We start from the raw sequence: 26001 nt of genomic DNA, 5'->3' as shown, positions 1-26001 counted from the left end.
CCGCTGCGCTCACCGAACGCTCGAACACTGTCCTCATGGCACTGATCAGCGAAGTTGAGGCACTGGTGAGCGGTCACCTCTCTCTGGTCGACCGCGAGGTCAGGCAGCTGGCACGCAGGCTGCCCGCACACATCGACCGGGACGACCTCGTGTCGGCCGGGCTGACCGCGCTGGTCGCGTGCGCACGGAGCTATCGGGGCGAGGCGCCTTTCGGGCACGTGGCGTGCATCCGGGTCCGCGGCGCTCTCATCGACCACCTCCGCACCCTCGACTGGGCGAGCCGCTCGGTTCGTACCAGGGCCCGAGAGCTCCAGGCCGCCGAGGACGAGCTGGTGGCGGCACTCGGCCGCACGCCCACCGCGGCCGAGCTCGCCCAGGTGCTCGGGGTGTCAGAGCGCGAGGTGATCTCGTGGCACCACGACGTGCAGCGAGCGGCGACGGTCAGCCTCCAGGGCGTCACCCAGGAAACCGCGGACCTCCTCGTCCGCGAACGGGCTCCCGGTCCTGAAGACGTCGTGCTGCTGCGTGAGCGGTTCGGCTACCTGCGGGACGCGATCGATGCACTGCCCGCCAACCTCCGCACCGTTGTCGTCAGGTACTTCCTGCAGGACCGCTCGATGGCCGACATCGCCGAGGAGCTGGGGGTCGGAGAGTCCCGTGTCTCGCACATGCGCGCGGAGGCACTCGCGCTGCTCCGGGACGGCGTCAACGCGCAGCTCGACCGCGACCTGGTCGCCGAGCCGCTGTCCGGCCGGGCCGCACGCAAACGAGAGGCGTACTTCGCGGAGGTGGCCACGCGTGGCACGCTCCGCAGTCGTCTCGCCGCCTGAGCCGCCGCGTGATCGTCACGCCGCGTCGATGTCGCCATCCGGCGCTTCGACGAGTTTCGACGAACCCGCGGCCGAGGACCAGGTGCCTGGTCCAGGGATGTGGCCCGGGAGCCGATGCGGGGCGCTTTCGCAGCTGAACGTGGTCGAGGTGAGCGTCAACGTTGCCGAGCCGGCACCTCGTCAGCTTCAGGCACAGCCAGGAGTCGCCGACAGAGCCTTGCCAACGCTCCGCCTGCCGCCGAGCGCGCAGCACCGACCCAGCCGTAGCTCCTCTCATTACGCGCGTTTTAGAGGAAATCTCCTAATACGATTTGATGATTTTTCCGGGTGGCGTGACGCCGTGTCGCAACCTAGCCCCCAGTAGCGCGACCCGGTCATGTTCGGTTGCCCTACGGTTGCGCCGACACCACGTCCGGATCGATCGGCAGGACGATGGCCACCATCGTTCCCTCGCCTGGCCGGGAGGCCACCGAGATGTCGCCGCCGTGCCTCTCCACGATGTGCTTGACGATGGCGAGCCCCAGGCCGGTGCCCTGGATCTCGTGCTCGATCGCGAGCGACGACCGGAAGAACCGGGTGAACAACTTGGGCAGCTCGTCCTGCGCGATACCGATCCCCGTGTCCGCTACGGTGATCCGCACCTCGTTGCCGACGCGCCGCACGCGGATCACCACCGAGCCTGCCGCCGGGGTGAACTTGACCGCGTTGCTCAGCACGTTCATCAGCGCCCGGTCGAGCTGGTTCGGGTCGGCCCGCACCACGATCGGTTCGGCTCCCAGCTGGCGAACCAGGGTGATCGCCTTCCTGATCGCGGCCGGTTCGACGCTTTTCGCAGCGGCTTCCACGAGAGCACCGAGCTCCGTCGCTTCGACGGCGGGCTGGAACTGACCCGAGTCGATCTTGCCGACGGTCAGGATGTCCTCGACCAGCCGCAACAACCGTCCGGTGTTGCGCTGGATGATCGACGTCATCTCCTGCTGGTCGTCGGTCAGGTCTCCGGCGACCCCGTCCACCAGCAGCTCCAGGTATCCCGAGATGCTGGTCAGGGGCGTGCGCAGCTCGTGGGACACGTTGGCGATGAAGTCGGTCTTGATCCGATCGAGTCCGCGCAGCTCCTCGACCACCTCCTGCTCCCGGGAGTACGCGTCACGCAGGGCGCGTTCGGCTTCCTTGCGCTCGCTGACGTCCCTGACGAAGGCGTTGAAGCGGTAGGGACCGGACGGCTGCGGTTGCCAGACGTACAGCTCGATCGGGAACTCCTGTCCGTCGCGGCGCAGACCGGCGAGCTCGATCTGCCTGCCGAGCACCGACCCTTCGCCGGTGGCCTTGAGACGCGCGATCCCAGCCACGTGGTCGGCACGAAACCGTTCCGGCACAACGGTGTCCGCGAGGAGCCTCCCGATGATGTCGGCGTGCGGCCAGCCGAACATCCGCTCGGCCGCCGCGTTCCACTCGGTGACGCAACCATCCTCGTCGAGCGCGATGAACGCGTCGTGCGCAGTACCGATGATCGTCCGCAGCCGGCGCACGGTCTCCCGCAACGTCGTCTGGCTGCGCACCAGCTCCGCCCGGTCGGACATCCGTGCGACTGCCAGACCCACCTCTCGCCCGAGCTCGGTGACCAGGTCGAGCACCAGCGGGCTGGGACGGCGGACGCCGGGATCGTAGAACTCCAGCACCGCGACCACGCCGCTCTCGCAGTGCACGGGGAACGCGAACCCGCTGCCCACACCGAGCTCGGGCAAGTCGAGGTCGGCCATCCACTTGGGACGGAGGCTGTCCGCGGCTTCACCGCACAGGCCGACGCCAGGCGACACCCTGGTGTCCCACAGGATCTCCCGCAACCGTGCGGGACCGCCGTCGTCCGCACCGTGCCACAACTTCGCCGACACCAGTTCGCCGGTTCCGTCGTCGGCGGGAACGCACACGTGGCCGACCGGCCACCCGGAGTGAACGCACACCTCGTCCAGGCAGAACCGGAGCACCTCGGTGAGGTCGGACGCCCGGTGTGCCATCGACACCATCCGGCTGCGCGCCTCCACCGCGCGCACTGCCCGGTCGGCGTCGAGCTGACGTTCGAGCTGACGACCCAATGCCAGCAACGCCTCCAGCGCATCGTGGCCGAGGTTCCGGACCTCGCGGGCGGCGATGAACAGCACGCCGACCGGCCGCCGGTCGTCACCGCGCACGGGCACACCGGCGAAGAAGTGGACGGCCCTGCCCGCCGACCGTCGTGGCTGTGAAAACAAGACCAGGTCGTCCGCTTCCACGGTCTGCCTGCACAACGGCAGCAACTCGTCCTGGCCGTGGGGCATGCCCCGCACCTCGTGCAGCTCCAGCTCGTCCCCTTCGAGCAGCGCGACTCCCGCGATCGGGGCCCGGCCGAGCGTGGCGGCGATCAGCACCGACGGGCTGAACTCCCGCCGCTCCGTCATCGCTTGCGGCCAAGTCGTCGACGTCCTGTTCACGGCGTTTCTCCCGTCCGGTCCTCTGGCAGGACCACGGTCACCGTCGTGCCCGCGCCCTCGGTGGAGGTGAGCGAGACCTGCCCACCATGCCTGCGCACGATCTGCCGCACGATCGCGAGCCCCAGGCCGGAACCGGGAATCGCCTGCTCCGTCGCGTTGGTCGCCCGGAAGAACCGGGTGAACATGGCGTGCTGCTCTGCCTCCGGAACACCCATGCCGGTGTCGCTGACCTTCACCTCGACCCAGCCGTCGCCACACCGGCGGGAGGTCACCCGCACGTCACCTCCGGCCGGCGTGAACTTGACCGCGTTCGACAGCAGGTTGGTCAGCACGCGGTCGAGCTGCGCCGCGTCGCCGCACACCACCGGTTCTCCGACGTTCTCGCGATCCAGGCGAACCCCACCCACGTCCGCGGCAGGTCGCAGCGCCTCGACGACACCGTCGACGAGCTCGCCGACGTCGACAGGCTTTTCCTCGATGGTGACGGCGTCCGACTCGAGCTTGGCGAGCAGCAGCAGCTCCTCGATCAGTCCCCGGAGCCGGGTCATGTTGCGGTGGACGATGTCCAGCATCTTCCGCTGATTGTCGTTGATCGTGCCAACGTCTCCGTCTCGCAGCAGCTCCACGTATCCGGCGATGCTGGTCATCGGTGTGCGCAGTTCGTGGGAGACGTTCGACACGAACTCGGTCTTGCTCCGGTCCAGCGCGCGCAGCTCCCGGACGAGCAACTGCTGTTCCTGGTAGAGCCTGGCCTGGTCGACGCCGCGGCCGAGATCGGCCGCGACGTGCTCGAGGGCGTCCATCTCGACGGTCCGCCAGCCGGCGCCGGGGCGAGCGAGGACCAGTGCTCCGAGCACGCTCTCCCCTCGCCCGAACGGCAGGACCAGCACCGCGCGGTCTCGCAGTGCGGCGGGCAGCCCCAATCTGGCGGCCTCCCCGGCGTTCTCCACCTCGATGCAGCGGCGGCTCGCGTACAGCCGGCGCAGCGGCGCCACCGGCAACATGCGCTCCTCCGAGGTCAGCGACGATCCGAGCGGAGCGAGCTCAGGCCGGTGCCATTCCGGCGTGACGAGGTCGGCGCAGGTGTCCTCGGGCGCGCCCTCGGTCAGCCAGACGCACACCCGCTCGGCGTCGAAGTGCTTCCCCATCTCCGCGGTCGCCAGCTCGACGACCGCGTCGACGTCCAGATGCTCTCTGATCCTCAGGCCGATGCCGGCCGCGATCTCGCGGTGGCGCTGCCGTTCCAGCTCCACCTCGTGCAGCTTGGCGGCCTCGTCGACCAGCGTGTTGATCGACCGGGCGACGTCCTGGAGCTCCGCGATGCCCTGCACGGGGATGCGAGCCTTCGCGTCACCCTCGGCCCACCTCTTCACCGTGTCCTGCAGCGCGGTGATCGACGTGCCGAGCCGCTGCCCGGTGGCGATCGCCGAGCCGCCCGCCAGCAGGATGGCAACGATTCCACAACCGATCAGGGCGAGCATCACCTGGCGCCGGGTCTCGACACTGCTCTGCCTCAACGAGGCGCTGGTGGTGTCGAGTGCCTCGGCAAGCCGGGCACTGGTCTCCAGGACCTCGTCCATGATCACCGCGCCGGCCGCGAGCCGCGCCGGCGTGTCCGCCGATGCCGGCTGAGCCTCTCGGACAGCGGCCGTCACGGAGAACCACCGGTCCGCCAACTCGGTCATCTTGAGTGCCGTCTGTCGCTCGGCCGGCACGGACAGCTGAAGTAGCTCGTCCCTGACTCTGGCGTAGCTCTGGCGACCTCGGTCGTAGGCATCGCGGAAGGCCGCGTCGCTGTTGTAGGTGTACCCGCGCAGGCCGCGGGAGCTGTCCAGCATGATCCCGCGCAGCTCGGAGTTCAGCTTCTGCATCGGTTGAACGCGGGACGTCAGCTCCTCCACGGAGCTCGTGGCCGCCGAGACCGCTCCCACGCCGAGCGCCAGCAGGATCAGGACGACGGCCACGAGCGGCCCGAACGTGAGGACGAGCAAGCGCCGGAAGGACTGTCCTGAGCTCATGGCCGTCTGCCCCCTCGGGGTGTCGGAACATCGAATCCTCGCCGGGGCATGACTCCCCACAAGCGTTCGGACCGGCGCAGCGCGGCCCACACGCCCCACATCCGCCAGCGTGCGGTCCGCTGCCGGTAGCCGACGTTCTCCGCGAGCGCCGCGAGGAGAGCCAGCCCGAGGTCCGCCCACCGGTGGTACCGGCGGAACGAGTACTCCTCGACGGTGAGCGCGAAGACGGAGATCAGGAACGCGAAGCCGTAGGCCGCCGCCGAAAGGGATACCGCGAACGACAGAGTGATCGCGCCCGTCGTGAGGCCCAACACCAGCACGAGCGCCGCCACGAACTCGACGAGCGGGGTGATCAGCTCGAACAGCATGTGGTACGGCAACGTGAACAGCCCCACGACGCCGTACTTCGGGTTGCCGATCATCCGCCGGTGCTTCAGCAGGATCTCGGCGAGGCCGCGGTTCCACCGCTTGCGCTGGCGGCCGAGGACCAGCGCGGTGTCCGGCACCTCCGTCCACGACACCGGTTCGGCCACGAACACGATCCGGTAGTCCTGGCCCTCGTCCCGCATCTTCCGGTGGATCCGGACCACCAGCTCCGCGTCCTCGCTCATGCAGTCCGGGTCGAGCCCGCCCACCGCCACCACGACATCACGGCGGAACAGCCCGAACGCTCCGGAGATCACCAGCAGGCCGTTGAAACGCGACCACGCGGTGCGGCCGAGCAGGAAGACCCTCAGGTACTCCACGGCCTGGATCGCGGGCAGCAGCCGCCTCGGCATCCGCACGTCGACCAGCCGGCCGGCCACCACCCGGCACCCGTTGGCGACGCGGACGGCACCACCGGCGGCGACGACCCGGAACGGGTCGTCGAGGAACGGCCTGGCCACGCTCATCAACGCGTCCGGGTCCAAAATGGAATCCGCGTCGACCATGCACACCAGCGGATGCCGGGCGAGGCACAGCCCGGTGTTCAGCGCACGGGTCTTCCCCCCGTTCTCCTGACGCACCACCACGAGCGGGATCGCACGGACTGCGGGAACGTGCACCGAACGCACGACACCCCGCCGCGGTAGCTCGTCGGACACGACAGCGGGCAGACTCACGAGCTGGAACTCGGCTTCGAGCTGAGCGAACGTCTCGTCCGTGGACCCGTCGTCGATGACCACGACCTCGAACACGGGATAGCGCAGGGCGAGCATGGCCCGCACCGCCTCGACGATGCCCGCCTCCTCGTTGTACGCGGGCATGAGCACCGACACGGCGTTGGTCAGCGGACCCGCGTACAACTCGTCCACCGCCAGGAACGGTGTGCGCCTGCCCTCCCGCGTGAACTCCACCGCCGCGATCGACAGGAACACGAGGTAGCTGCAGTTGATCAGCAGGAAGTAGCACGCCGCCGCGAGGCCGGCCACCTCGACGGCGTTCAGGATCACGCCGCCCCCGTGGGTGTGCCGGCGGAAGGGGTCGTCACGTGTGACCTCGAGCCGCCGCGGCCAGGCGCTCGTGGGTGATCTGGTTCCACGCCAGCGCCTCGATGGCGTGCACGGCGGCGGCTGGGCCGAGACTTCCGCCCGCCACGCGCGAGAGGATGTCGCGACCGTGGTCGCCAAGCCGCAGCAGGGAACGGGACGCGTTGTGCGCCAACCGATGCGGCTCCTCGGCGAGGAGGAAACCCAGGGTGTCCGCGGCAGCCGGGTCGCCGAGTGCGCCGAGTGCCTCCGCGGCCGCGATCCGCAGCTCGGAGGGACTTCCCCTGCCGACGAACCCGATCAGCACCGCGGCTGTGGCCGGTGTCCCCGTCCGGGCGAGCGCGCGCACGGCGGCCAGCCGGACCGGCAGCTCGGCGTCCTCGCGCAGGAGGCGGACGAGCAAGGGGAACGCCGCCACCACGCCTCCGAATCCCAGCACTTCCGCCGCCACTGCACGGACCGTCGCGTGTGGATGACGCAGCGCGTCCATGATCACCGGATTCGCCGTGGGGCCCAGCGCCAGCAGCGAGTGCGCCACGACGTGCGCAGGCACCGGCCGGGAGCAACTGAGGCCACCGAGCAGCGGCCGGGCACCCCGCGCATCCGCAAGGCCGCCCAATGCCCTGGCGGCTGCCACCCGGACCTCTGGACGAGGGTCCGCCATCAGTGACACCACCCGCGGCAGATCCTCTTTGCTGCGCAACAACCCCACCACGTGGACGGCCTCGACCCGCGCGCGCGCTCGTCTGGCCCGCAGGCCACGACGCGCCGAGTCGAGGACCCCTCGGTGCGTGAGCAGGTCGACCAACGGCTCACGCACCGCGCCACTGAGGTTGCCCAGCAAGGAGATCACGGTCGGCTCCACCGCGGCCCACGCCCGGCGGTCCAGCGCGACGAGCTCCGGCAGCAGCCCCGGATCGCCGAGCAGCCGGAAGACCAGCGGCCGCAACCGCTGTGCCTCCCGCTCACGGCGACTACGGCGGCGCGCCGACGTCAGGTGGTGTGCTGTGATGAGCACCCCCAGCACCACGGTCGACACCGCGCCCGCCAGCATGATGGCGGAGCCCATCGAATTCACTGGCCGACCCTGGCCAGCACGGCGTGCACCCTGCTGAGCAGTTCGCGGGGACTGAACGGCTTGGTCACGTAGTCGTCCGCACCCACCCCGAAGCCGGACTCGACGTCGGCCTCCTGGGCACGAGCGGTCAGCAGAATCACCGGCAAGTTCTTCGTCGCCTGCTCGGACCGCAGTCTCTGGCAGACGTCGAGGCCGGACATGCCGGGCATCATCACGTCGAGGATGACGAGGTCCGGGCGCTCCGTCGCGACGGCGTCCAGCGCCGCCGGCCCGTCCCCGACGGCCCTGACGTCGAACCCGTCCTGCATCAGCTTGAACACCAGTAGATCGCGAATGTCGGCGTCGTCCTCCGCGATGACCACGGCGGTCATGACACCCTCCCAAGCGCCGCCCACACGGCGGCGCGGTCGAACGGCTTGAGCAGCATTCCGTCGACGTCGTCGACGCGGATGTCGGCGGGGTCGAGCATCGACGTGACGACGACCTGGCAATGCCGGGTTCGGGGGTCGGCCCGCAGTTCGCGGATCACCCACCGGCCGTCCTTGCCGGGCAGCACGATGTCGACGACCACCACGTCCGGTGGATCGGCGCGCGCCAGGTCGAGTCCTCGCTCGCCTGTCTGTGCCAGCACGACCTCGTGCCCCATGTCCCGGAGGTGGCGCGCGAGCAGACCGAGGATGTCCTGATCGTCCTCGATCACCAGCACCTTGGAGACCACGGACACCTCCGGTCGCTCTGCTCACGCCTACCGGACCAGCCCGGGAACCCGATGCTGACACAGGGTTCGTGGCGAGAGGCCGTCGAATACCGCAAACTGGGGACCGTCCACTGTGGTCAGGCGCTGCGCAGGCCGATCAGTCCGCGGTCCAGTGCCGTCATCAACGCCTGCGAGCGGCTGGAAGCGCCGAGCTTCTCGTAGAGCCGCGCCACGTAGGTCTTGGCCGTCGACGTGCTCATGTGCAGCGCTCGGGCCACACCCGGCACGGACAGTCCGTCCTGCAACAGGCGCAGCACCTCGCCCTCACGCGGGCTCAACGGGGAACGCGCACGCGACTCCCGCAGCCGGGTGAACGCGTCGGCCAGGCCGGTGGCGGTGAAGGACGAAGCGGCGACGGCGGCGTGCCTGATCGCGCCGACGATCTCCACCAGGGTCGAAGTCTTCGGCACGAACGCCGACACACCGGTCTCCATCGCGCGGAACAACACATCGTCCTCGCCGTTGGAGGTGAGCACGACGATGCCGAGCGACTGCCAGCGGTCCCGCAGCTCACTGGCGAGCGTCAGCCCGTTGCCGTCGGGAAGTGTCACGTCGACGGTCACCACGTCCGGCTTGGTGGTGGAGATCAGGGCGATCGCCTCGGCCGCCGTGGTGGCCTCGCCGACGATCTCCATGTCCGTCTCGCCCTCGAGCAGCCGGGTGAGCCCGAACCGGGCGAGGGGCTGACCGTCCACGACCACGAGTCGAATCGACATGACGTCCTCTGCTTCTTGCTGACCACTGTGTGTCCTCCATGAAGCGGCACTTCCGGTGTCACGCCGGGTGCCGGACGGTTGCCGTTCGGTTGCGGTCAACCGGCGATCAGGCTGTCGTAGATCTCGATGCCCGCCGGTCCGATGATGATGATGAACAACGCGGGGAAGATGCACAGGAGCAGCGGGAACAAGATCTTCACCGGCACCTTCTGGGCTTTCTCCTCCGCCGCCTGGCGACGCTTGACGCGGATCTCGCCGGCTTGTTCGTGCAGCACCCGTGCGGTCGGAATGCCCAGTTCGGACGCCTGGACCAGCGACGAGGCGAACGTGTGCACCGCGGCGACCGTGGTGCGGCCGGACAGCGACCGCAGCGCCTCGACCCTGGACTTGCCCAGTTGCATCTCCTGCAGGAGGCGGGAGAACTCCACCGACAGCGGACCGGAGGTGTTGCGGGCGACCTGGGACACCGCCGCGTCGAAGCCCAGCCCGGCCTCGACGCACACCGTGAGCATGTCCAGCACGTCCGCGAGTTCCTTGCCCATGAGCGCCTGGCGCTTGGTCGCCGCGTTGTGCACCAGCACGTCCGGCAGGAAGAAGCCGACCGCGGCGCCTGCCAGGGCGTAGGCGACGAGGGTCAGCGCCGACCCGAGTCCGTACAGGGCACCGATCGGCGCCAGTCCCAGCAGACCGACGCCCTTGAAGGCCATCACCCGTTCGGCGGTCCACCGGGACGGGTTGCCCGCCAGGTCGAGCCGGTGCTCCAGTGACGCGATGGCGGTGGCCGGTGAGATTCGGGCGGCGAGCGCGCGCAGCCGGTCCAGCGCGGAAGGCAGCGCTTCGCCGTCCGTGTCGGCGACGTCGGTGGCACCCTGGCCGTAGGTGGTCTCGATCTGGGCGAGCCCACGTGACACGCGCGCCGTACCCGTTGCGGCCGTGGCGACCTGGGCCCCCGCCAGCGCCAGCGCACCGGCGACGGCAGCGACGCCCGTCAGGAGCAGGAACGTTCCGCTCACCTCAGACCTCCACCTTGATCATCTTCGTCATCCAGAACCAGCCGACACAGAGGCAGACCGCGGTCGCGCCGAGCATCATCCAGCCGGCCGGGCGGGTGTAGAGCGGTTCGATGTAGTCCCGCCGGCTGGCGAACAGCCAGACGCCGAGCCCGATCGGCAGCGAGATCAGCACGTACGCCGACATCCGGCCCTCGGCGGTGAGCGCCTTGATCTGCCTGCGCACGGTCGCCCGCTCACGCATGGTGTTGACGGTGGTGAGCAGCAGTTCGGCGAGGTTCCCGCCGACCTCGCGCTGGATCCGGATCGCCATCACCACCCAGGAGAGATCCTGGCACCGCATCCGGTCGGCGGCTTTCTGAAGGGCGTCCTCCACCGAGACGCCGAGCCTGGTGCGGGCCAGTGACCGGGCGATCTCGCCCGCGATGGGCTGAGTGCCCTCGCGCACCGTGCTGTCGAGCGCCTGCGCCAGCGAGAAACCGGACCGAAGGGCTCCCGCGACCAGTTGGAGCGTGTCCGGGAGCTGTTCACCGAACACCGTGCGCCGCCTGCCGATCCGGAACTTCAGGAAGGAACGTCCGCCGAACCACCCGAGCAGGGCCCCGAGCGGTCCGCACACCATCGGCGCGCCCGTGACCGCCGCGAGGACCATACCGAGCACGACGGCGATGCCGAACCGCACGAGCAACCACTCCGCGGGGCGCAGTCGGACGCCCGCCAGGTCGAGGTCCAACTCGATCCGCTCACGCCTGCCGCGGCCGTCGATGATCCGTTCACACAGTGCCAGCAGCAGGCGCGTCGGCCGCGTCGGCTCCCGCACGGCGCCTGTCTCCGGCTCCGCGCCGTCACGCACGCGGTAGCGCCGCACCTCGGCCAGCCGGCTGCGCCGCGCGCGCCGGACGACGCGACGACGCCCGAACCAGAGCCAGCCGAGTCCGGAGAGGACGGTGAAGATCACGCCGAGCAGCGTGCCGAACGTCCAGGCCGGTACGGCGGGCATGTCGGCGCCGCGCCGGTCCGGGGCGTGCACGCCGGTCTCCGCGACGAGGTGCCCCACCCGGACGGTCAGCCGCACCTGCCTGCCGGAGAGCTGGTCGGGCACGACGGCGCTCACCTCGAGCCGCACAGGAGCGGCCGGCGCGAACAACGCCGCACCCGCCCGTGCGTCGCCGACCGCCACCAGGTGGCCGCCGCTGCCCTGTGCAAGGCTGTTCCGGCCGGCGATCGCCGCCCCGGCCGCACCGTCGAGCTCCACCACGTCGACGGTGACACCTGTTTCGGACAGCACCTTCAGCGTGGCGTCGAGCGAGGCGCCACCGTCGGCGTCCTCGCCGTCGGACAGCACGAGCAACCTGCGGGTGCCGGGTACTCCGGCGAGGCTGCGGGCGGCCAGCGTCACCGCGTCGTTCAGCGCACTGCTGCCGGCGGCACCCACCCCGGCGAGGGCGGCCGTCACCTGCTGCCTGTCTGCGGTGACCGGCACCGTCAGCGCGGGCCGGTCCGAGAAGGTGACCAGTCCGGTGTGGACGTCCGCGGGCAACGCCGACAGGTAGGCGGTGACCACGTTGCCGGCCGTCGCGATCGGGACACCGTTCATGGTGCCTGTCGTGTCGAGCACGACGAGCGCCGCCCGCGCAGGCCGCGGTTCACTGACCACGGCCGCGGTGGCGGGCACCGGTGTGCCGTCGACCTCGACTCGCACTCCGTCCGGATCGAGCGAATCGGGGACGTCGCGTGCGGTGAGTGTGACGTGCATCCGTCCGTCCTCTACCTTCGCCGAACCGAGCTCCGCGGTCGGGTCGGCGCCCGCTGGGAGCGTCGACGCTCCACACAGGACCATGACTGCGGCGATCAGCCTGAGGATCATCGGCGTCACCTGTCGGAGGAGAAGAGGCCGGCGGGCAGCGGAATGCCGTGCTCGGCCAGCCTGTCGGCGAAGGTGGGGCGCAGTCCTGTCGAACGCAGAGTGCCGCGGAACTTCCCGTTCTCGTCCACACCTGCCGCGAAGTCGAACACGAAGAGGTCCTGGAGTGTGATCACGTCACCCTCCATGCCGACCACCTCGGTGATGTGCGTGATCCGCCGGGTGCCGTCCTTCAGCCTGGCCTGCTGGATGATCAGGTCGAGCGCGGAGTTGACCTGGTCGCGGATGGCGCGGCTGGGCAGGTCGACGCCCGCCATGAGCACCATCGTCTCGAGCCTCGACAGCGCGTCGCGCGGCGTGTTGGCGTGTGCCGTCGTCAGCGACCCGTCGTGCCCCGTGTTCATCGCCTGCAGCATGTCCAGCGCGGCACCGTCACGGACCTCGCCGACCACGATGCGGTCAGGCCGCATCCGCAGCGAGTTGCGGACGAGCTCCCGGATGCTCACCTGACCGCGGTTCTCGACGTTCGCCGGGCGTGACTCCATCCGCAGCACGTGGTCCTGCCGCAGCTGCAGCTCGGCCGCGTCCTCGATGGTGACGATGCGCTCGTCTTCCGGGATGAACGACGACAGCACGTTGAGCGTCGTCGTCTTGCCAGAGCCGGTGCCGCCGCTCACCAGGATGTTCAGCCGCCCTCGCACGCACGCCGACAGCAGCTCGGCGACGGCGGGGCTGATCGTGCCGAACCTGATCAGGTCCTCGACCTGGAGCGGGTCCGTGGCGAACTTGCGGATCGTCAGCGAAGAGCCGTCCAGCGCGATGGGCGGCACGACGGCGTTGACCCGGCTGCCGTCGGGCAGCCGGGCGTCCACCATCGGGCTCGCCTCGTCCACTCGCCTGCCGACCCGCGACACGATCTTGTCGATGATCCGGCGCAGGTGGCCCTCGTCGGTGAAAGCCGCGTCCACCGCCTGGAGCTTTCCCTTGCGCTCCACGTAGATGCGGTTCGGCCCGTTGACCATGACCTCGCTGACGTCGGCGTCGCGCAACAGCGGTTCCAGCGGACCGTGACCCAGGATCTCGTCGGCGACGTCGGTCGCCATCCGGCCGCGGTCCGCCAGGGTCATCGGGGTCTCGTCCTGCTCGAGCACGGTCTGCAGCGAGTTGCGGACCCGCAGTTCGAGCTCGTGCTCGTCGAGCTGCTCGTCGTAGAGCTTGGGTCCCAGGGTGTCCAGCAACGCCCCGTGCACCCGGCGCTTGACGGCGGCGAAGTGGTCGGAACTGCGGTCCCTGCGTGCCTCGGGCACCGCGGTGGAGGTGACCACCGGTTCGTCCTCGGTCCTGGCGGGCGAGGTCCGCTGGACCAGCCGGTCGCTCAGCCTCATCCGGACCGCCTCCTCAACCCGAACAATCCGCGCCGGGCAGCCGGGGGCTCGTGCTTCGCGCCCGCGAGGATCCGCGTGGCGATCTCCCGGAACCCGGCGCTGACCCGGTGCTCGGGCTGGTCGATGGTGATCGGCACGCCCCGGTTGATCGAGGCGGGCACCGCGAGGCTTGCCGGAACGCGCACGGCGACGCCGGTCTTCACGACGCTCTCGACGTCGGTCACGGTGAGCCCGACCCGCGAGTCCTCCCGGTTCAGCACGATGAGGCGCCGGTCGCGCGGGTAGGACAGCAGGTCGAGCATGTCGATGGTCAACCGCAGGTTCTTCAGCGTCGGCACGTCGGGGGTGGTGAGCAGAACGTGGTGGTCGGCTTCGTCCAGCACCGCCAGCACGTGCTCGTTGAACTGCGGCGGCGTGTCGATGACGACGTAGTCGAACATGCGTCGCAGCACCCGGAGCACATCCGTGACGAGAGAGGCGGGAATCTGCTGGGCGTCGCCCGGTTCCACCGGTGCCAGCAGACATTCCAGGCCCGGCCGGTAGCGCGTGAGCAGTCCCGACGCGCCGGTCTCGTCCAGCTGACCGTCCATCGCCATCGCGTCCACCAGAGTGCGGACCGGGGTGAGCTGAAGGGAGATGGCCACGTCGCCGAAAGCGATGTCCAGGTCCACCAGGCAGACCCGGTTGGCGCCGCCTGCGTGCAACGTGACCGCCAGGTTGGTGGCCGTGGTCGTCTTGCCGCACCCGCCCTTGGTCGCGAACACGACCGCGATCTTGCCCTCGGTCGACTGCTGAGCGGGAATCACGACGCCGTCGGGCGTCACCCGCGACAGCTCCCGCGAACGCAGGCAGGACTCGGCGACCAGGTCGAGGTCGGACTCCGGTACCACCTCGCGGACCCCGGCGCGAATGGCGAGCGCCAGCACGGACACCTCGAGCCGCTCACGCAGCAGGACGACACCCAGCGCGGGACGCAGAAGTCGTTGGACCGAGGCGAAGTCGAGTGCCTCCATCAGATCCACATCGGCCCCGATGACGACCAGCGTCTCGCGCGGGTCGGAAGCGAGCACCCCCTCAGCCGCGGTGAGATCGTCCACATGGGACACTTCGCCGCCCATCGCTCCGGCTAGCGGCGGTACCACCGCCCTCTGTTTCGTGCACAGGATTGACATGTTCTCTTCCACTCTTGCTAGGCCGGGCCGAAGACGGACTTGCTGTTCGTTCCGTTGCCCTGGCTTATCTGGGAACTGTCTGTGAGCAATGCGAAGTGCAAGGTGCCGAACTGGGCGCGCTGGATCAGGCGCTCGGCTTCGCCCTGGGTCACCGCGACCGTGACCAGCACGCCGCCCTGGCTCGCGCCGTCGCCCTGCTTCGCGTTCGGTACCGGCGGCGCGCCGAGCGCGAGCACCTCGACCTTCGGCAGCAGCAATCGGGTGACCTGCGTGCTCTCGTGCTGCTTTTCCAGCCCGGCGCCGGACGGGGTGCCGGACTTCTCGTCCATGACGGTGTACGTGTCGAACACCGCGATCTGCGATCCGGCTTTGACGTAGCCGGCGACTCGCTGCGGTGCGCCCAGCTCGATGCTGACGGCGACCTTCCCCTCGGGAATGGGCAAGCCGGACGACGCAGGCTTGGCGGCCGCGAACATGGGCTTCAGCAGGAGCTGGCCCGCCTGGACGTCGGCGGTCGCCACCAGCTCGGTGACGTCCGCGCCGATTTCTCCCAGCGCGTTCTGCGGCACCGTCTCGGCAGGCATTTTCTCCAGCCGGAGCAAGCCGTTTCGCAGCGCGGCACCAGCAGTGGTGCCCGCGGGCACGCGCTTCTGTGCGACGACCACGGGAACGGCGCGTTTGCCCGCCAGCGCCCGAGCGTCGGCGTTGCGCACGTAGAGCAGCACCGAGATGGTGCCGACCGCGGCGAGCAGCAGCGTGAGGCCGATGGTGAGCAAACGTCGTTTCATGATCCTTCTCCGGTGTCAGCCGAGCATGCGGACGGCGCTCACACCCATCTCGGGGCCACCGAGCACGGCGTCAGCGGGCAGCAAGGCGGTCGTGAAGTAGCCGTACACGCACTTGTCGTCGCCCTTGCAGTAGGACTTGGAGGTCAGTCGCGACGCGATCTTCACGCTCGGCAGGTGGTAGCCGGTGATCACGAAGGAGGCGAAGCCCTTCAGGTGGAAGTACCCTTCGTGCCCGGTCCCGCCCGCGCCGTCGTACACCGGCACCAGCAAAGTCGTCTCGGCGGTCACGGCGTCGGCGAGTTCCTCCTTGCACGCACTGGACGCGCTCACGCCGGTGTCGGCGAGGTAGACACCGTTGAGGTCGACGTAGGCCTGGCAGTCACCCGTCGCGTCGGCCAGCCAGCCGAAGCCACCGGGCAGTGCCCAGCCGGCCGGGTTGCCGGAACAGCTCGTTCCCGAGGTGGTGTGCAGCTTCAGCACGCGCTCGAAGCTCTCGGGGACCGTTCCGGACGCCAGCGCGAACGTCGTGCCACCGGCGGTGGCCGTGTTCCACTCGCACAGCGAGATCGTCACGCCGAAGCCGTAGGTCGCCCTGGGGCCGCCCCACGCCACTCGAGTGCAGGCGGCCACGCCCCTTCCTTCGTAGGCGGAGCCGAGCAGAACCTGCCCGAACGTCGCAGGCAGCAGAGTGGACCCGTCCGCCTGCCGGGTGCTCGTGCGCACCTCGACGAACTCCCCTCCGGCCGGCCGGTCGCCGAGGCAGCCGGCCGCCTCCCCGTCGTCGTCCGACGGACAGGGAGCCAGCAGTCCTCTCGCGTCGGCTCCGCAGACCAGATCCACTGTGGACGTTCCGTCGCCGGAGTTCGCGTTGGCGTAGTTCAGCGCGGTGCTGCCGGCACAGCCCGTACCCCCGGCACACGCCTGGGCGAGTGCGAGCGCTGCCGCGTCGGACGCGTTCTGCAACTGGGCACGTTCGTTGTACAGCCGGCCGACGTCGACGACGAGCGCGCCACAGCCGAGCAGCAACCCGCCGCCCAGCAGGAGCGCGACCACCGCGGTCACCGCGCCACGGTCGTCGCGCCGCAGCCGTGACATCAGCCGAGACATCGCATGACTCCCCTTCCGGTGAGATTGATCGGACCGATGTCGCCACCGAACGTGTCGGCGATGGCCGCAATCGGAGTGATGAAGGTGAACTGGTGAGTGACCTCAACGACGGCGTCCGCCGCCACGAGGTTGGCGGGACAGGCCGTGACGCTGACGTTGACGTCCGCTCCGGACAGTGCTCCTGCGGCATCGCGGGTGCGGGCGACCGTGTCCGGTTCGCTCAGTGCCGCGAGCCGGGCACCCTCCCTCGCCGCCTGGGTGAGCACGACCTGTTCGTGCAGCGCCCGGCCGAAGTCGACGATGCCGCACATCAGCAGCAGCAGGACCGGAAGCACGAGAGCGAACTCGACCGCCGCCGCTCCGCGATCGCGGTTCGCCCTGAGAGCCGATCCGTCGTGATCGGCTCCGAGCGGCGGCCTCATCGCGATCAGGCTCCGGCAGGCGCGGCAGGCAGCTGGTCGCTGACACCGTCGAACAACCCTTCGAGCTGGCCGCCGAGTGTCATGACGACGCCGATGACCGCGACGGCGATCAGGCCGACCATCAGGCCGTACTCGACGGCCGTGGCGCCACGCTCGCGGTCGTCGAACCGGGCGCTGATCCAGAGCTGCAGGTAAGCGATTGCTGTGAACATCTTGTTCTCCTCCTGGGATTCAGGCGATCCGGTGCCGCCCGATGTGGACAACTGTGCGGCACTGGCAACCCCCCGAAACAGCGGGCGATCGGCCAGAAGAATTTGCGGAACACCCGATGGAGACGACGTCTTGTCGTGCGAATGGAGGACAAAACCCTCGTCCCGTGTGGACGCTGCCCTACCGTGTCAGGCGTGCATCTCACGACGGCCTCGGCCGGAGCAGCCACGGGCCTGCTGGCGGGGCCGTGGATCCGCGCCGCGGTCTTCCGGCTCTCCGTACCGCCGGGCGCACCCGACCGGACCGCGTGCCCGCGCTGCGGCAGCCGACTCCGCTCGGCGAGCGCCTGCCGCTGCCCGTCCTGCCGTGAGCGCGTCACCTTGCCGTGCGGTGCAACGGAAATCGCGTCTGCAGCGGTGCTCGGCACCATCGCCGGCACGGTGGGGCCGCGGCCCGAGCTGATCGCCTTCGCCTGGCTCGCCGTTCTGTGCATCGCACTCGCGACGATCGACCTGATCGTGTACCGGCTGCCGGACCAGCTCACTCTGCCCGCCTACCCGGTGATCGCCGCGCTGCTGGCAGGTGCGGCGCTGCTGAACTCCGAGCCCGACAGGTTCCTCCGCGCGGTGCTGGCGGGCATCGCGCTCGCGGCAGGCTATCTGGTGCTCGCGCTGATCAGGCCGGGGGATCTCGGGCTGGGCGACGTCAAGCTGGCCGGGCCGCTCGGCATGGTGTTGGGGTGGGCTGGATGGCAGTCGGTCCTGCTGGGGACCGCGCTCTCCTTCGTCCTGTGTGGACTGGCCGGTGCGGTTCTGCTGGCAGTGCGACGTGCGGACGCCCGAACGGCCCTGCCGCTCGGGCCGTTCATGGTCTGTGCCACGTTCGTGGTCCTACTTGTCACTCCAGGTCAATAGTTCACGTTCCTGACGCCACACTAGCCACTCGCTCGAGTGATAAGGATGTCGCCCTGAAGGCCTACGGCGCGAAATCGTCACGGTGTGAACAGGGGGCAGCCACGGCCGGATGACGAGAAGGTGATCTTTCCGCTGCGCACATACGTTTGATCGTGAGTGAAGCACCAGGAGGGATCATGCCGCGTGTACTCGTAATCGAGGACGATCCGGACATCGCCCGGATCGTGGCGCTGCTCCTGGCCAGGAACAACTATCAGGTGGATCGCGTGTCCGAGGGCAAGGCCGGGCTTCGGGCCGTGTACGACTCCAAGCCGGACCTCGTCGTACTGGACATCGGGCTGCCTGGCATGGACGGACTGAGCGTCCTCGAACGCGTCCGCGATCTCAGCGACGTGCCGGTCCTGCTGCTCAGCGCACGTGACCAGGAGTCGGACAAGATCCGCGGCCTGCGTGCCGGTGCTGATGATTACCTGACCAAACCCTTCACCACCGGCGAACTGCTGGCCAGGGTCGAGGCGCTGTTGCGCAGGGCGCGCCCCGCCCGGTGGTCGGAGCGCGTCTACGACGACGGCTCGCTGAAGATCGACCCTCTGTCCAGGCTCGTCCACGTGGACGATCGTGAAGTCTCCCTTACCCCGATCGAATTCCGGTTGCTGAGCATGTTGACCCGCAACGCGGGAGCGACGCTGTCCACCGGTCAACTCCTCGCCGAGGCGTGGGAGGACCCGACCGGCATCGGGACAGAGCGCGTGAAGTTCACCGTGCTCAGACTCCGCCGCAAGCTCGGCTGGGACGACTCGGCCACCTCGCCGATCGAGTCGGTTCGCGGTGTCGGATACCGCTACCGGCCTCCGCTGCGCACGCGGCCGCGCGTCGAGAGCGGGATCACCGGCCGCCCCGGCCGTTGACGAACACGTTGAGGGCACAGGAGGTTGGACATGGCCAGCATCAACGGGCGGACTTCGGCGACCGGCCTCGACAAGCGCCGCGTCAAGATCATCCTGGCGGCGGTCTACGGGCTATTGAGCGCCGCCAACGTCGTCATGATGATCACAGAACCCACCGCGTGGCAGGGAGCTTTCGCGACGGCCCTGCTCATCGCCGCGCTGTGGCTGTGGATCGACAGCCAACCGAGGACGACGCCATGAGCAACCGCGACTTCTGACCGCCTGAGACCCGCCGAATCCTCACCACGACCCAGCCCCGGTGCCGGCAGACAGATCCGCGCCCCTGCCGGCACCGGGGCCTGCCACGTCCGGGTGGAGGCGGCGGCCCGGCACGGCGCGTGAACACGCGAAGCCGTGGGACGACAGGATGGTCAGGCCGAGATTCAGGGATGAACGGACTCGCCTCTCCACGGCGCCTCGACCACGTTTCGAGGAAATCAGATCAGCGCGCAATTGCCACACCAGAGCCGGGTCTCGCACACCCCGGCCACAATGATCCCCAATTTTGGGCATTATGATCATGACGCTGGCCGCCGATGACACATACTGCGTGGTGTGATCAATCCAAAAACACCGGTTCCCGCAGACGTGCCGCCCATCTGGGCACCGAGCATCATCGGCGCTCAAACACCCAAAACCGCCCGAGTTCGCGATTATTGGCTGGGCGGTTCGCACAACTCGGCCGCCGACCGGCGACTGGCGGAGCAGTTCACGTTGTGCGCACCCCAACTGCCGTACCTGGTGCGCACGCATCGAGACTTCCTGCGCCGTGCGGTCACCCGGCTCGTGCACGACGGAGTTCGCCAATTCGTCGATCTGGGCTCCGGAATACCGGCCGCCGGAAACGTGCACGAGGTGGCACAGCGTCTCGCTCCCGAGTGCCGGGTGGTCTACACCGACATCGACCCCGTCGTGGTGACCGAGTCGCGCGAGTTGCTGGCGGGCGACACCCGCACCGCATACCTCCACGCCGATGTGCGCCGGCCGGAGCACATCCTGGACTCGCCGGACCTGCACGGCCTGCTCGACCTCGACGAGCCCGTGGCCCTGCTCGCCATCGACGTGCTGCACCACGTTCCCGACTCCGCCGGCCCGGCGGAGCTGCTGACCACCTACGCGGACGCGCTGGGACCGGCCTGCCAGGTCGCGCTCTCACACACCTGCCCCGACGAGCAACTGCTCGACGCCATCGCGCTCTACAGCGACATCTACCACCAGCCGCTGCCCGAGTGCGCCTTCCGCAGCGCGGCGGAGGTCGGCGATCTGCTGGTTGCATTCGAGGTCAGCGAGCCGGGCCTCGTGCCCATCCCGCTCTGGCTCCCGGACCCCGACACCGAACCGGACCAGAACCCCGAGTACTTCAGCGGCTGCGCAGCAGTCGCGCGCAGGCGGTGAAGCTCCGCACGGACTAGCCCACCGTGCCCTGAGACGAGCTCCAGCACGGACGAAGCGGCGACGGAGAGTTGCGAAGGACCACCGTCACCGCCTGTCCGTGGACACGCCGCAGGACCGCACGACCGCGGCAATGTCCCGTCGAAGCCAGCGCCGGCCCGACCTTGAAACAGCAGGAGCGCGCCGAACCGCCGCCGGAAAATAGAAGACACATTCTTCGTCAGATTTGTCACCCTGCGCGAATGGAATTCTGTTCTCATCACACGACAGAGCGCCGGACAAGCCGCAACGGGCACTGATGCACACCGGTACGCGTTATGACTTCACCCTGTTTCGCGACATCACGAGCTCCAGTGCGCGACGTAGCCTTGGTGAACAGACCCGCTCACGTTCGGAGCTCCGATGTCAAATGCACTGGAATCGGTTCAACCGACCGGCGTTCCACTTTACGATCTCGCCCTCGTCGGCATCTCGTTCCTCGTCTGCGGAGCCGTTTTGAGGCTGGCTGCCCGGCCAAAGCCCGAGGCCACCACGCGAAAGCGGAGGCCGGCTGTACCGCGGCACGTCGAACTGCCGAGGCAACGCACACGGACTGCGCTCACTCGGGCGTGGGAGGTGGTTCGAGGAGATCGCCACACTGCTGCATGATGTCGTCCGGACGACTTTCGTGCGCCGCCTTGAAAGCGGCGATCAACGCGTTCGGGATACGACCTCGGTTGGACACGCCGACGCCCTGTTCCTGCGCCCACGAACGAATACGGGCCATGAGGTCGTCGTGGGTGGAGTAGGAGGTACTGGCGCTCCACTCCACCCGGCGGGCCGCCGGGATGAACCGCGCCAGGGCGGCGCGGAGCCGTTCCTGGTGAGCCGCGCCCAGGTCGATCTCGTAGTGGACCCCGTCCACGCCGAAGGACACCGTGGCCACGTCATCACCGCTGGCCCCGTCCAGATCGTCCGTCTTGTTGACGATGATCCTCACCACCATTGCGTTCACCTCATCAACGACATGTGGCAGCACCTGACAAGGTGCGGGGAGCGTGAAGCCCCCCGCACCCGCTCGACCGGCAGCTCACAACCGGTGCCCAGGCGCAGATCAGACCGCGATGGCCGATCCGGTCGGGATGCCGGCGACGTTCGCCGGGCAGGTGCTCGCAGCGTTCGCGTCCGTGTCCGGGCATTCGCTCATGGAGACGGCCGACGCATCCACGTCCGCGGCGGCGGCCGCCTCGGCGTCGACGTCCACACCCAGGCCGAGGGCGAGGGCCAGGTCGACGTCGAGACCGACCTGAGCGGCCACGCCCAGCCCGACACCCACACCGACGCCTGCGGCGACGTCCACATCGGCGGCGGCGGCGACGTCCACATCGGCGGCAGCGGCAACGCCGACGCCCACACCGACCCCGGCGTCCGCGTTCGCGACGACCACCACACCGCCATCCGCGTTCGCGTTCGCGACGGCCACGACACCGCTGCCGGCGTCAGTGGTCGTGGACGCCGCGTCGGCGGCGGAGTTCGGGTCGGCCGCATCGGCTGCGTCAGCGTCGCAGTCGGCCTCAGCGGTGCCGGCCGCGTCCGCGTCGGCAGCGCAAGCGGCGGTCGCGTCAATGCTCGTGCTGGACGCGGCGTTCGCATCGACACCAACGCCCACGCCCACAGCGGCATCGACACCCACACCCAGGCCGACACCGACACCGACACCGGCATCAACGCCCACGCCCACACCGACGCCAGCGGCCAGGGCGAGGTCGGCGTCGACGGCAGCGGCGACAGCGACGTTCGCGTCGACCGCGGCAGCGACAGCGACGTTCGCGTCGACAGCGGCGTCGACATCAGCGGCAGCAGCGACGCCCACGCCCACACCGATGCCGGCGTCCGTGCCGGCCGCGTTCACGACCGCGTCGTCGCAGGCCGACTCCGCCTCCACCGTGCACGTCGGCACTTCATCAGGGGTCGAGGTGGTCGTCACGACATCGTTCTCGGGGGTGTCTTCGGGGGTGCCCGTGACCGTCGCGTCAGGATATTGCGGCGTCTCCGCGGTCACCGGCGCTTCCTGCGGAGCGGGCGCCATGTGGTTTTCCTGCACGTGCGCGTTGGCGGTCCCGAACCCGTTCGCGAGAACCGCGGCACCTGCCGCGGCGACCGCGATGAGGCCCTTGTACAGCTTCTTCTGCATTCCGTTTCCCTTGTTTCACATTCTCGGAACGAGGTCGACAGCCTCGTGAATCGACGGAGGGTGCACACACGACGCCGCAGTGGAAATTCGCATCAGAACCGCGGCAGCGGCGCAGTGGAACACTAGCCACAAAGAAAGACGGACACCAAGCCGGATCACCAATTGTGGGGATGCGTGAACCCGATTCTGGGGATGCCCGACCCGAATCGGCCTACCGTCGGAAGAGTGCCGCTACGCATGAAAAGAATCGACCAACTGCATGCTCGGCATCTCGGGCGCCGCGACGGTCAACGGAGCCGACCTGCGCAGCTGCGTCAACAGTTCGGAGACCTCCCGTGCCGCGCTGGTGCATCGACCGCAGGTGGCGATGTGGCGCTGGACGCGAACTCGCAGTCCCTGGCCGAGCCGGCCGCACAGCCACGCGGCCAGGTTGCTCGCGGACAGCCTGCACTCCGCCACCCCCGTCGAGTTGACGTGCATCTGCAGGTAGGCGACACGGAGTCCCTCACGTGCCCGGAATGCGAGCGCGGCCAGCGCGTTCGGATGAATGCCGAGCAGGCCCGCCACTGTCGAGGTCGACTTCTTCTCGATCTCCAACTGGACCAGCACGGTCCGCCACCGGTCCGGCAGGCTTTCCAACGCGCGCAGCGCAAGGTCCGCGTCCAGCCTCTCGATCAGGAGATCGCGGTCGATGACCGGCACCACCTGCTCGGAGAGATCAGCCTGGCGATCGACCAGACGATCGACGGCGAGCTGCTTGTAGAAGGTGGTGCGCACCGTGGTCAGCAGGTAGGCGCGGAACAACGTGGCCGGTCCGCCACCGGACACGATCCGGTTGAGCACCTTGGTGAAGGCTTCCGCGACGAGGTCGTCCGCTCCCTGCGACGTGCCCAGCAGCCGACACGCGAAACTGTGCGCACAGGCGTGGTACCTGCGGTACAACTCACCGAAGGCATCCCGGTCGCCGGCTCGAACAGCGCGCAGGAGGGACGAGTCCGAACTGCAGGCTTTCTGGTCGTCGCGGCTGTCGAGATCCTCGTTCATCTCACCTGCCCCTTGTTCTGCGATCGTGACGGACAATGCGCAAGGCAAAACTACATCCGGGAGTGACGGAACGCAGTACGTCAGCCTTGACCGTGCGGTAAATTCCCCCCGGTCGGCGTGCCGCGATGACACAGCCGGACGAAGTCTGCAGACCTCTCATGGGCAACACCCCCAATGGGATGATAATAGAAACTCAATCTTGCGCATCGAGTTCACTATTGGACACGGGCTTTCATCTCTGGTTGTTGATCACAAACGTCGATGATGTCGGGCGAAGCAATTTCGGCGCCATCGGGTCGTCTGGGTCCGGCAACGCGTGCAGCTCGTCGACGGCGTCGTCCAGCGTGCCGGTGTACTCCCACAGGACACCTGACACCGACGAGCGTCGTGGCCCGCGGCAGTCCTCGTTGCGCAGACGGCCCACCGTCACGTCGTCCATCGCGCGCACGATGATCGTGTCGGTCACGGTTCGTCGCTCGCGAAAGCCACCGATGCACTGGAAACCGCCGACGAAAATCGGCAGGAAGGTCCAACCGGTGCCCGGCCGCGCCATCAACGCCAGCTTCGCCAGGGCGGGGTGGCTGTTGACGGCTTCGAGGTACTCAGGACTGATCACAGCTGCACCGCTTCCCTCGCTGACCGTTGCCGTGGCCTCTGGACACCAGGTATCGACTCCGGGATGTCCGGCCGGCCGACACCGAGATGCCCTGCAGCGTCTCGACCACGAATGCGGCGAGGTGGCAGCGGCACCAGTCGGCCAAGTGACCGGCAAGCCTCGCCGGCGTCGGTTCACCAACCAGCAGATCGTTGAGATGCCGACCTTCCAGTTCACTCATGACATAACGTCGCAGCGGCTCGAGGGCCGAGGTCTCGGCCGGCGCGTTGGTGGGTAGCAGACCGGCCGAGTGCAGGACGACCTCCACCGACCACTGGTGCATGTGCACGCCGTGGCACGGATGAGTCGGACGCAGGCCGGAGATTTCGTGTGTGGCAACGAAGTTGTAGTGCTCGACGATCTCGTACATGTCCCACTTCACGAGCGTCGCGCGAACGGATCCGCAGCGGTGCACAGCCGACTTCCCTGGTCCGCCAGCTGGCTCGCGGCATCCCTGAGTGCCGCACGCATCCGACCTACCTGCAGCGGTGACAGGTAAACGGGGCCGAAGGACGCTCCCTCCACCGCGACGCAGCCGCGGCTGGGCCGGACCACCACGTTCGCCTGGCGCCGCTCGTCGATCGTGGTCTCGGAGGTGGACGACACCGCACGCCTGCGCCGCTCCAGCCTCAGCAACATCGACAACCGTGACCATTTTCGAAGGTGGTGCGTCATCAACAGCTCCTCGTCGATTCGACCGGGAACGCATACAGGACCGTGGTGGCGAGGAAGGAGAGAAACTCGCCACCACGGCCCGGGGGAGCGACGGCATGACGACCGGTGAAACCCGAAGGACCGGCCGCAACGGGGCATCCGTCGCCGTGAATGTGGACCTCGGGGCCACTGCCTCATTACGGCCCCGCCATCCGAGTCACCCGGAGGAGTTTCCGCTTCAGCGGGACAGCAAAGACATCTCGAAAGCCTTCGCGACGGCGTGTGCCCGGTCGCGTGCCTCGAGCTTGCGCAGGACGTGGTTCACGTGAGTCCGGACGGTCTCCGTGCCGATGCCGAGACGGTCGGCGATCTCCGCGGCAGTCCGCCCCTTCGCAACCTGGTGCAGCACCTCGAGCTCCCGGCGCGACAAAGGTCTACCGCCCCGGACGACCGCAGACAGCCGCACGGGAGCGAAACAGCCGCGCAGCTGCGGATCCACGAAATCGCCTAGATCGACACCGAGCCTGATCGCGGTCACGAGGCGGTCGGAGTCCGCCTCGATCGGCACCAGCGAGCGAGCCCCGTGCAGACGTGCCCGAGCCATCGCCTCGGCGCCTCTCGACTCCGGACCGATGAGCACCACGACGATCATGCCGTTGAACAGACGTGTCAGCAGCTCACAGAGCTTCCAACCGGGATCACTGCCGGACGTGACCAGGACCGCGTCCGGCGCTCCTCGATCACACATCTCGACGGCGGCGAGCGCGCCGCTCACCGCACCGATCCAGGTGAGACTCGGGTCCGCGGCGACGACGGCCTGGACGCCGCTGCGGAGCAACGGCACCGAGTCGACGAGTGCGACACGGAGCGGTCTGCCCCGGTTCTGCCGACAGGTGTTGAGCCTGGCCGCGGCCAGCGACTGCGTCAT

27 protein-coding genes are annotated in these 26001 nt (G+C 68.8%); 5 read left to right on the top strand and 22 right to left on the bottom strand.

Features of this window, described 5'->3' with window-relative positions:
- Positions 1-35: 35 nt before the first annotated feature.
- Complete coding sequence (locus AOM45_RS11825; protein ID WP_030470047.1) at positions 36-830, top strand: sigma-70 family RNA polymerase sigma factor; 795 nt, start codon at positions 36-38, stop codon at positions 828-830.
- Positions 831-1219: 389 nt separating this feature from the next.
- Here AOM45_RS11825 and AOM45_RS11820 read toward each other — a convergent pair whose 3' ends face one another.
- The 15 genes from AOM45_RS11820 to AOM45_RS11750 all read right to left on the bottom strand — a co-directional run bounded on the left by AOM45_RS11820 (position 1220) and on the right by AOM45_RS11750 (position 17296).
- The gene (locus AOM45_RS11820) at positions 1220-3265 is read right to left on the bottom strand and encodes an ATP-binding protein (protein WP_030470048.1); all 2046 of its coding nucleotides are present in this window, start codon (positions 3263-3265) and stop codon (positions 1220-1222) included.
- 29 nt (positions 3266-3294) lie between these two features.
- The gene (locus AOM45_RS11815; protein ID WP_051784088.1) at positions 3295-5316 is read right to left on the bottom strand and encodes an ATP-binding protein; all 2022 of its coding nucleotides are present in this window, start codon (positions 5314-5316) and stop codon (positions 3295-3297) included.
- A complete protein-coding gene (locus AOM45_RS11810; protein ID WP_030470050.1) occupies positions 5313-6749 on the bottom strand; it encodes a glycosyltransferase family 2 protein in 1437 nt (478 codons plus the stop codon). The genes AOM45_RS11815 and AOM45_RS11810 overlap by 4 nt, the downstream gene beginning before the upstream one ends.
- A 34-nt stretch (positions 6750-6783) precedes the next feature.
- Complete coding sequence (locus AOM45_RS11805; protein WP_030470051.1) at positions 6784-7854, bottom strand: HEAT repeat domain-containing protein; 1071 nt, start codon at positions 7852-7854, stop codon at positions 6784-6786.
- 5 nt (positions 7855-7859) lie between these two features.
- Positions 7860-8234 carry a response regulator transcription factor gene (locus tag AOM45_RS11800; protein ID WP_030470052.1) on the bottom strand — a complete coding sequence of 125 codons (375 nt, stop codon included), beginning with the start codon at positions 8232-8234 and terminating at the stop codon, positions 7860-7862.
- Entirely contained in the window at positions 8231-8581 is a 351-nt protein-coding gene (locus tag AOM45_RS11795; RefSeq protein ID WP_051784089.1) for a response regulator, read from the bottom strand. Before AOM45_RS11795 ends, AOM45_RS11800 begins: the two co-directional genes overlap by 4 nt.
- A gap of 116 nt (positions 8582-8697) precedes the next feature.
- Positions 8698-9336 carry a response regulator transcription factor gene (locus AOM45_RS11790; protein WP_030470054.1) on the bottom strand — a complete coding sequence of 213 codons (639 nt, stop codon included), beginning with the start codon at positions 9334-9336 and terminating at the stop codon, positions 8698-8700.
- A gap of 95 nt (positions 9337-9431) precedes the next feature.
- Entirely contained in the window at positions 9432-10349 is a 918-nt protein-coding gene (locus AOM45_RS11785; protein WP_030470055.1) for a type II secretion system F family protein, read from the bottom strand.
- 1 nt (position 10350) lies between these two features.
- Positions 10351-12213 (bottom strand): type II secretion system F family protein, encoded by a 1863-nt coding sequence (locus AOM45_RS11780; RefSeq protein ID WP_051784090.1) that lies wholly within the window; start codon positions 12211-12213, stop codon positions 10351-10353.
- Positions 12214-12218: 5 nt separating this feature from the next.
- The gene (locus AOM45_RS11775; protein ID WP_030470057.1) at positions 12219-13595 is read right to left on the bottom strand and encodes a TadA family conjugal transfer-associated ATPase; all 1377 of its coding nucleotides are present in this window, start codon (positions 13593-13595) and stop codon (positions 12219-12221) included.
- Positions 13592-14692 (bottom strand): CpaE/TadZ family protein, encoded by a 1101-nt coding sequence (locus tag AOM45_RS11770; RefSeq protein WP_162185703.1) that lies wholly within the window; start codon positions 14690-14692, stop codon positions 13592-13594. The genes AOM45_RS11775 and AOM45_RS11770 overlap by 4 nt, the downstream gene beginning before the upstream one ends.
- Positions 14693-14784: 92 nt before the next feature.
- Positions 14785-15555 (bottom strand): Flp pilus assembly protein CpaB, encoded by a 771-nt coding sequence (cpaB, locus tag AOM45_RS11765; protein WP_051784092.1) that lies wholly within the window; start codon positions 15553-15555, stop codon positions 14785-14787.
- Positions 15556-15570: 15 nt separating this feature from the next.
- Entirely contained in the window at positions 15571-16662 is a 1092-nt protein-coding gene (locus tag AOM45_RS11760) for a pilus assembly protein TadG-related protein (RefSeq protein WP_081902387.1), read from the bottom strand.
- Positions 16650-17084: a TadE/TadG family type IV pilus assembly protein gene (locus AOM45_RS11755; protein ID WP_063757109.1), complete on the bottom strand. Its 435-nt coding sequence runs from the start codon at positions 17082-17084 to the stop codon at positions 16650-16652. The genes AOM45_RS11760 and AOM45_RS11755 overlap by 13 nt, the downstream gene beginning before the upstream one ends.
- 5 nt (positions 17085-17089) lie before the next feature.
- The gene (locus tag AOM45_RS11750; RefSeq protein ID WP_035911699.1) at positions 17090-17296 is read right to left on the bottom strand and encodes a Flp family type IVb pilin; all 207 of its coding nucleotides are present in this window, start codon (positions 17294-17296) and stop codon (positions 17090-17092) included.
- 192 nt (positions 17297-17488) lie between these two features.
- On the opposite strand from AOM45_RS11750, the gene AOM45_RS11745 reads away from it, so the two are divergent.
- From AOM45_RS11745 to AOM45_RS11730, 4 genes are all read left to right on the top strand, one after another.
- Positions 17489-18208 carry a prepilin peptidase gene (locus AOM45_RS11745; RefSeq protein WP_030470062.1) on the top strand — a complete coding sequence of 240 codons (720 nt, stop codon included), beginning with the start codon at positions 17489-17491 and terminating at the stop codon, positions 18206-18208.
- A gap of 176 nt (positions 18209-18384) precedes the next feature.
- Positions 18385-19116 (top strand): response regulator transcription factor, encoded by a 732-nt coding sequence (locus AOM45_RS11740; RefSeq protein ID WP_051784094.1) that lies wholly within the window; start codon positions 18385-18387, stop codon positions 19114-19116.
- A gap of 30 nt (positions 19117-19146) precedes the next feature.
- The gene (locus tag AOM45_RS11735; RefSeq protein WP_030470064.1) at positions 19147-19356 is read left to right on the top strand and encodes a hypothetical protein; all 210 of its coding nucleotides are present in this window, start codon (positions 19147-19149) and stop codon (positions 19354-19356) included.
- 354 nt (positions 19357-19710) lie between these two features.
- Positions 19711-20550, top strand: a complete 840-nt coding sequence (locus AOM45_RS11730) for an SAM-dependent methyltransferase (RefSeq protein WP_162185704.1) — start codon at positions 19711-19713, stop codon at positions 20548-20550.
- 595 nt (positions 20551-21145) lie between these two features.
- On the opposite strand, the gene AOM45_RS11725 is transcribed toward AOM45_RS11730, so the two are convergent.
- The 7 genes from AOM45_RS11725 to AOM45_RS11695 all read right to left on the bottom strand — a co-directional run bounded on the left by AOM45_RS11725 (position 21146) and on the right by AOM45_RS11695 (position 26001).
- The gene (locus tag AOM45_RS11725; RefSeq protein ID WP_051784095.1) at positions 21146-21532 is read right to left on the bottom strand and encodes a histone-like nucleoid-structuring protein Lsr2; all 387 of its coding nucleotides are present in this window, start codon (positions 21530-21532) and stop codon (positions 21146-21148) included.
- 108 nt (positions 21533-21640) lie between these two features.
- Positions 21641-22720 (bottom strand): hypothetical protein, encoded by a 1080-nt coding sequence (locus AOM45_RS11720; protein WP_030470067.1) that lies wholly within the window; start codon positions 22718-22720, stop codon positions 21641-21643.
- Between the two features lie 231 nt (positions 22721-22951).
- Positions 22952-23764, bottom strand: coding sequence for an RNA polymerase sigma factor (locus AOM45_RS11715; protein ID WP_051784096.1), 813 nt, complete (start codon positions 23762-23764; stop codon positions 22952-22954).
- A gap of 232 nt (positions 23765-23996) precedes the next feature.
- The gene (locus tag AOM45_RS11710; RefSeq protein WP_030470069.1) at positions 23997-24380 is read right to left on the bottom strand and encodes a hypothetical protein; all 384 of its coding nucleotides are present in this window, start codon (positions 24378-24380) and stop codon (positions 23997-23999) included.
- Complete coding sequence (locus AOM45_RS50735; protein ID WP_156094083.1) at positions 24367-24789, bottom strand: 6-carboxytetrahydropterin synthase; 423 nt, start codon at positions 24787-24789, stop codon at positions 24367-24369. The genes AOM45_RS11710 and AOM45_RS50735 overlap by 14 nt, the downstream gene beginning before the upstream one ends.
- A gap of 8 nt (positions 24790-24797) precedes the next feature.
- Positions 24798-25094 (bottom strand): hypothetical protein, encoded by a 297-nt coding sequence (locus tag AOM45_RS50730; protein WP_156094084.1) that lies wholly within the window; start codon positions 25092-25094, stop codon positions 24798-24800.
- Positions 25095-25311: 217 nt separating this feature from the next.
- On the bottom strand, positions 25312-26001 hold the full coding sequence (locus AOM45_RS11695; protein WP_063757114.1) for a response regulator transcription factor: 690 nt from the start codon (positions 25999-26001) through the stop codon (positions 25312-25314).

Origin of the sequence: Lentzea aerocolonigenes (genome assembly GCF_000974445.1) — a bacterium.
Classification (GTDB): domain Bacteria; phylum Actinomycetota; class Actinomycetes; order Mycobacteriales; family Pseudonocardiaceae; genus Lentzea; species Lentzea aerocolonigenes.
Note: the sequence above shows the minus strand (reverse complement) of the source record. Positions and strands in the feature narration are given on the sequence as shown.